This window comes from Rhodococcus sp. EPR-147 (assembly GCF_001647185.1).
Taxonomy (GTDB): Bacteria; Actinomycetota; Actinomycetes; order Mycobacteriales; family Mycobacteriaceae; genus Rhodococcoides.
Map to the genome: position 1 here is coordinate 1 of NZ_LVCU01000314.1, position 5,665 is coordinate 5,665.

Annotated in this window: 5 protein-coding genes and 1 pseudogene; 4 read left to right on the top strand and 2 right to left on the bottom strand. The window is 64.3% G+C overall.

What is annotated here, in order from left to right:
• From A2J02_RS14805 to A2J02_RS14820, 4 genes and pseudogenes are all read left to right on the top strand, one after another.
• A pseudogene (locus A2J02_RS14805) lies at positions 1-619 on the top strand (amino acid deaminase); the annotation flags it as partial.
• A 15-nt stretch (positions 620-634) separates the two neighbouring features.
• The gene (locus tag A2J02_RS14810; RefSeq protein ID WP_068050857.1) at positions 635-2,248 is read left to right on the top strand and encodes an N-acyl-D-amino-acid deacylase family protein; all 1,614 of its coding nucleotides are present in this window, start codon (positions 635-637) and stop codon (positions 2,246-2,248) included.
• Entirely contained in the window at positions 2,245-2,883 is a 639-nt protein-coding gene (locus A2J02_RS14815) for a bifunctional 4-hydroxy-2-oxoglutarate aldolase/2-dehydro-3-deoxy-phosphogluconate aldolase (protein WP_068050858.1), read from the top strand. The genes A2J02_RS14810 and A2J02_RS14815 overlap by 4 nt, the downstream gene beginning before the upstream one ends.
• On the top strand, positions 2,880-4,322 hold the full coding sequence (locus A2J02_RS14820) for a GntP family permease (protein WP_068050859.1): 1,443 nt from the start codon (positions 2,880-2,882) through the stop codon (positions 4,320-4,322). Before A2J02_RS14815 ends, A2J02_RS14820 begins: the two co-directional genes overlap by 4 nt.
• Before the next feature lie 34 nt (positions 4,323-4,356).
• On the opposite strand, the gene A2J02_RS14825 is transcribed toward A2J02_RS14820, so the two are convergent.
• On the bottom strand, positions 4,357-5,466 hold the full coding sequence (locus A2J02_RS14825) for a hypothetical protein (RefSeq protein WP_068050860.1): 1,110 nt from the start codon (positions 5,464-5,466) through the stop codon (positions 4,357-4,359).
• Between the two features lie 61 nt (positions 5,467-5,527).
• Positions 5,528-5,662 (bottom strand): hypothetical protein, encoded by a 135-nt coding sequence (locus A2J02_RS27725; protein WP_231911465.1) that lies wholly within the window; start codon positions 5,660-5,662, stop codon positions 5,528-5,530.
• Between the last annotated feature and the right edge of the window lie 3 nt (positions 5,663-5,665).

Genomic DNA, 5,665 nt, shown 5'->3' on the forward strand with positions numbered 1-5,665 from the left:
CGGCCTCGCGGCGGTTCGGACCTATCTCGACAACGTGGCCACCCTCCATCGCGCGCTCGATGCCGAGGGGTTGTACGGCGGGCATGCGATCGTGACCGCCGGCGGCAGCGCCTACCAGGACCTCGTAGTCGAGCGGTTGCACTCTCTTACCAACGGAGAGGGAGTACCTACCGACGTAGTGCTGCGCTCGGGTGCCTACGTGGTGCACGACGACGGCTTCTACTCGCAGATCTCACCACTCACTCCCGCCCGCACCGACGCGCCGCTGATGTCGGCGATGCACGGATGGGCTCGGACGGTCTCAAGGCCGGAGCCCGGTCTCGCGCTGCTCGATGCAGGAAAGCGGGACTTCCCGTTCGACGAAGGACTGCCTGTCCCCCAATCCGTTCGAGGAACCGAGACTCTCGACTCAGGTGCCGACATCACAGCGCTGAACGATCAGCATGCGTTCCTTCGCCTACCGGCCGAGGACAGCGGGGCACTGCCGGTGGGATCGGTGGTGCGCTTGGGCCTGTCTCACCCGTGCACCGCTTTCGACAAGTGGCGTCTCATTCCCGTCGTCGACGATGCCGACAGCGACGATCCTCGCGTCGTCGACCTCGTGCACACGTTCTTCTAGAGAGTCGAAACCCCCATGTCCGATATCCTCTTTCGAGGTGCCGACGTCATCGACGGCACCGGGTCTCCGCGACTGCGCCGTGACGTTCTCGTACGCGACGGAATCATCGCCTCGATCGCCGAGCCCGGCACCGTTCTCGGTGCCGACAGAATCGTCGATGCGACACCTGGGCAGGTCCTGTCCCCCGGGTTCATCGACATGCACGCCCATTCCGATCTGCGTCTACTGACCGATCCCGACCACTTCCCGAAGATCAGTCAGGGCGTCACCACCGAGGTCATCGGCCAGGACGGCATCGCCTACGCTCCGATCGACGACGCGACGCTCGATGTGGTGCGGCGTCAGATCGCCGGATGGAACGGCAATCCCGTCGACCTCGACTTCTCGTGGCGTTCGGTCTCGGAGTACCTCGCTCGCCTCGACCAGGGAATCACCCCGAACGCTGCCTATCTCGTTCCCCAGGGAACACTGCGGTACCTCGCGGTGGGACCTGATCAGCGAGCTGCGACGCCGTCCGAGGTCGCCCACATGCAGGAATTGTTGGCGCAGGGCCTGCAGGAGGGCGCTGTCGGGATGTCGAGCGGTTTGACGTACACGCCCGGAATGTACGCGGACACAAGCGAATTGCGCGCGCTGTGCGAGGTCGTCGCCGATTTCGGTGGGTTTTACGCACCTCATACTCGGTCGTACGGCGCGGGAGCACTCGACGCGTACCAGGAAATGCTCGATCTCTCCCGCGATACGGGATGCGCACTTCATCTGACTCACGCGACGATGAACTTCGGCGTCAATCGGGGCCGGGCACGTGAGTTCTTGGACCGCGTCGACTCCGCGATCGCCGACGGATGCGACGTCACCCTCGACACGTATCCGTATCTGCCCGGAGCCACCACTTTGTCTGCGCTGCTACCGAGTTGGGCGATGTCGGGTGGCCCGGACCGTGCGCTCGAACGCCTCGACGATCCGGACATGCGTCGACGCATCGCACAGGATGTCGACGTCGACGGGTCCGACGGCTGCCATGGCGTGACCGTCGAGTGGGAGACCATCCAGCTCAGCGGTGTGGCGAATCCGGAGCTCGATCGCTACGTCGGGCGCACGATGGCCGACATCGCGGCCGAGGCGAGTCGGTCACCGGTGGACGTGTTCTTCGACTTCCTTCGCCGAGACGCCCTGGCAACCACCATCCTGCAGCATGTCGGACACGAGGAGAACGTGCGCGAGATCATGGCGCATCCACGTCATATGGGCGGCAGCGACGCGATTCTTGTCGGCGAGAAACCCCACCCCCGCGCCTGGGGAACGTTCCCCCGCTACCTGGGTCACTACGTTCGGGACGAGGAGTTGCTCTCGCTCGAGGACTGCATCAATCACCTGACCGGTCGTCCCGCTGCGCGCCTCCGCCTACGCGCCCGCGGCACGATCGCCGAAGGGCACGCAGCCGACCTCGTCCTGTTCGACCCGGCAACCGTACGCGATACCGCCACGTTCGAGAATCCGAAACAACAGGCCGACGGCATCAGCCACGTGATGGTCAACGGTGCCTTCGCTATCGACGATCGCCGCCCCACGCACTCTCTGGCAGGCCGTGCCCTGCGGATGAATCCCACTGGAAAGCAGACATCGTGAATGCACTGACCACCATTCTGGAGGACCGCGCACTGTCGGTGGTCCGTGCGCCGCACATCTCCGATCCTGCGGCGTTGGCGAATGCGCTCTCGCGCGGCGGGATTCGGGCCCTCGAATTGACCTTCACCACGCCCGGCGTGCTGGCACTGCTCCGCGCGGCATCGAACGCGGGTGCGGTCGTCGGTGCCGGCACCGTCCTGACCGCCGATCAAGCACGGTCGGCGATCGACGCGGGAGCCTGCTTCGTGGTTACCCCCGGGCTGCGGCCCGACGTTGCCACGATCGTGACCGACGCCGGGATCCCGCTGATGATGGGCGCGCTCAGCCCGTCGGAGGTGATGACTGCCCTCGATCTCGGAGCGGATGCCGTGAAGATATTTCCGGCTCGGACCGTCGGGCCCGCGTATTTCAAGGATCTGCTCGGCCCCTTCCCCGACGCGAAACTCGTTCCGTCCGGCGGGGTCAACGCAGGAAACGCCGCTCAGTTCCTGACATCCGGTGCCGTCGCAGTGACCGCAGGCACCGATGTGGTTCCACCGGCGTCGGTTGCGGCCGGCCAGTGGGACGACATCACCGTGCGAGCACAGGCGTTCGTGGCGGCTATCAATGCAGACATCAAGGAAGGCTCGTCATGAATTCTGTCGTCGACTGGCTGCGAACCTCAACGCCAGGCCTACTCGTATTGTGCGGCATCGCAATTGCGGTACTGCTCATCGTCATCATCAAGGTCAAGCTCGAACCGTTCATCGCACTTCTCATCGTCGGCCTCGGCTTGGCTCTGGCTGCCGGCTTGCCCGTCAACGAGATAGTCGGCACCGCCATCAAGAGCAACGAATCGCTTCTCGAAACCGGATTCGGGGGCATCCTCGGGCACATCGCAGTGATCATCGGACTGGGCACTGTCCTCGGCGCGATTCTCGAAAAGTCCGGTGGCGCGCAGGCACTGACCGCCAAGCTACTGGGCGTCTTCGGGGAACGCGGAGCACCCATCGCAATGGGACTGCTGGGCTTGATCTTCGGCATTCCGGTGTTCTTCGACATCGGCATCTTCGTATTGGCACCGCTGGTGTACGTGGCGGCGCGCCAAGGCGGAAAGTCGTTGGTGCTCTATGCGCTGCCGATGCTGGCAGGGTTGTCCATGACGCACGCCTTCTTGCCACCGCACCCGGGACCGGTCGCCGTCGGTGGTCTGCTCGAGGTGAACCTGGGGTGGCTCATCCTGTTCGGATTCATCTGCGGAATACCAGGATTCATCGCCGCCGGCCTGGTGTGGGGTAACTGGATCGGCAAACGCATCATCGTCGACGTCCCCGAGGACTTCATCAACGACGGAAACGATGCGAGCACCACCGAGGGTGGAGGCGCAGGCACGGTCGCGACCAAGCGTCCGGTCGTCACCACGCCGCCGTCGGTGGGCACCATCGGAGCGATCATCGCAGTTCCACTGGTCCTGATCCTCGGTGCCACGTTCGGCAGCATTCTGCTCGATCCCGGCAACCTACTCGAGGTGCTCACCTTCTTCGGCACCCCGGCCGTCGCGCTTCTCATCGCAGTTCTGATCGCGTTCTATGTTCTGGGCATTCGACGTGGATCCACGGTCCAGGAACTCAGCAAGCTGACCGGAGAGTCGCTTCGTCCGGTGGGCATGCTGTTGCTGGTGGTCGGCGCAGGCGCGTTTTTCGGAAAGGTCATCTCGGCCACGGGCATCGGCACCGCGTTGGCCGACACCATGGCGGCCGCAGGTCTTCCCATCATCGTGTTGGCGTACATCATCAGCTGTGCGCTGCGCGTGGCGCAGGGCTCGGCAACCGTGGCCATCGTGACGACCGGCGGCATAGTCGGGCCCCTGGTCGCAGCCCAGGACTACTCGGCTCCGGCCGTCGCGCTGATCGCCATGTCGATCGCAGCGGGCTCGATCATCGCCAGCCACGTCAACGACGGCGGCTTCTGGATCATCGCGAAATTCTTCAATCTGACCGTCAAGCAGACGCTGCAAACGTGGACGGTCCTCGAGACGATTCTGTCCGTGGTCAGCTTCGCCGTCGCGGGAATTCTGTTCGCAATCATCGCCTAGAGCCAGTGGCGCGACTGTGTGCCCTCGGCGGCACTCAGTCGCGCCACTGCGTCCGCACTTGATCACCGACGAAATGTGTGTTCTCGGCGGACATTTCCCGGCTTCCCGACCGCCCGACGAGGTCATCGATCCGATCGTCCAAGCTGTGCGCGCGGGCCATCGCGTCGGACGTGCGCGCCTCGGTCTCCGAGGACTCGACCACATTCGCGAGTCGAACCAGCGCGGCCACCCGTCCGGTCAACTGCCTCCACACCACTTCCAGTGCGCCACGCCGGGATTCGACCTGCGCTGCGGTCTCTTCGTCGACCATCGTCTCACCGATCCGATTCAGCTCGGTCGCTACCGTGCGCAGCGACGCGGCATCGACCGCGATTTCGGTGAGTTCGACGAACAGGTCCAACTGATTGCGTTGGATCTCGAAATACGTCGACTGCCATGCCGGCGACCGACGCACCCGGTCGAACGAAGTGCCCGCGAGGAACAACAGAGTGTCGTAGCGATCGACGAAGCGGTCGTCTTTTCGATCCACGAACTGATCCACCAGTCCTGTGGCCCACTCGACCCTGTCGGCCACCGGAGTTTTGCGCGCCAGCGTGCTGACCCGATCCGTGGCCGCGTCCACCAGAGACAGACCTCGCTCGGCAATCGGGCCGAACTTCTCCGGCGCAGGCGTCCTCGTCAACGCATCGAAAATCGCATCCCGTTGGTCCAGATCGAGGTGCACACCTTCTCGGCGCTCTTTTCGCGCCGCGCGTACTCCGGTGGCGTAGTGCCGATTGGACATCACCACGGTGGTGCGGTGGTGATTGACGCGTTTGCTCAACTCGGCAGCTCGAAGTTTGTACACCAGAGCCGATCCGGGCTTGCTCGTCGTGTCCTTGGCGAGCCACCGATCGCGTTCGTCCACCAGATTGCGGAGAGCGCCGAATCCCCCGATCGACGGCAGCGAGCGTCCCGCATGCCATCGATTGATGAGAACAGCTCGGGTGGCCTCGTCCACGCGCCCGGCCGCGATGGCGACCGCGGCCACGTCGGACAACGGTTCGGAATGTCCGGGCAACCGGCAGCGGGCGCAGCGGCTGTGAACCTCGTCGTCGAATCGGGCACGCTGCTCGGCCGACCCACTGCCATCGAACTCGGACATCATCTCTCCTAGGTCACGTCCAACCGTCGCTGGTCCGCTCACCTTCGAGTGTTCCAGAAGTTCAGATCAGTCCGCTCAGCGATTGTTCGGTCTGCGGCTTCTTCTCGGCCAGCAACGTGCGCGCCACGTCGAGCCCCTCCCAGACGTTCCACATCAGGACGCCCTGGACGACGGCGTCGTCGTCGAGGTAGTACACGAC

Bases quoted from the DNA above. Each gene is read 5' to 3' on its own strand.
- A2J02_RS14810 (WP_068050857.1), top strand. From the start codon at position 635: ATGTCCGATATCCTCTTTCGAGGTGCCGACGTCATCGACGGCACCGGG.
- A2J02_RS14820 (WP_068050859.1), top strand. From the start codon at position 2,880: ATGAATTCTGTCGTCGACTGGCTGCGAACCTCAACGCCAGGCCTACTC.
- A2J02_RS14825 (WP_068050860.1), bottom strand. From the start codon at position 5,466: ATGTCCGAGTTCGATGGCAGTGGGTCGGCCGAGCAGCGTGCCCGATTC.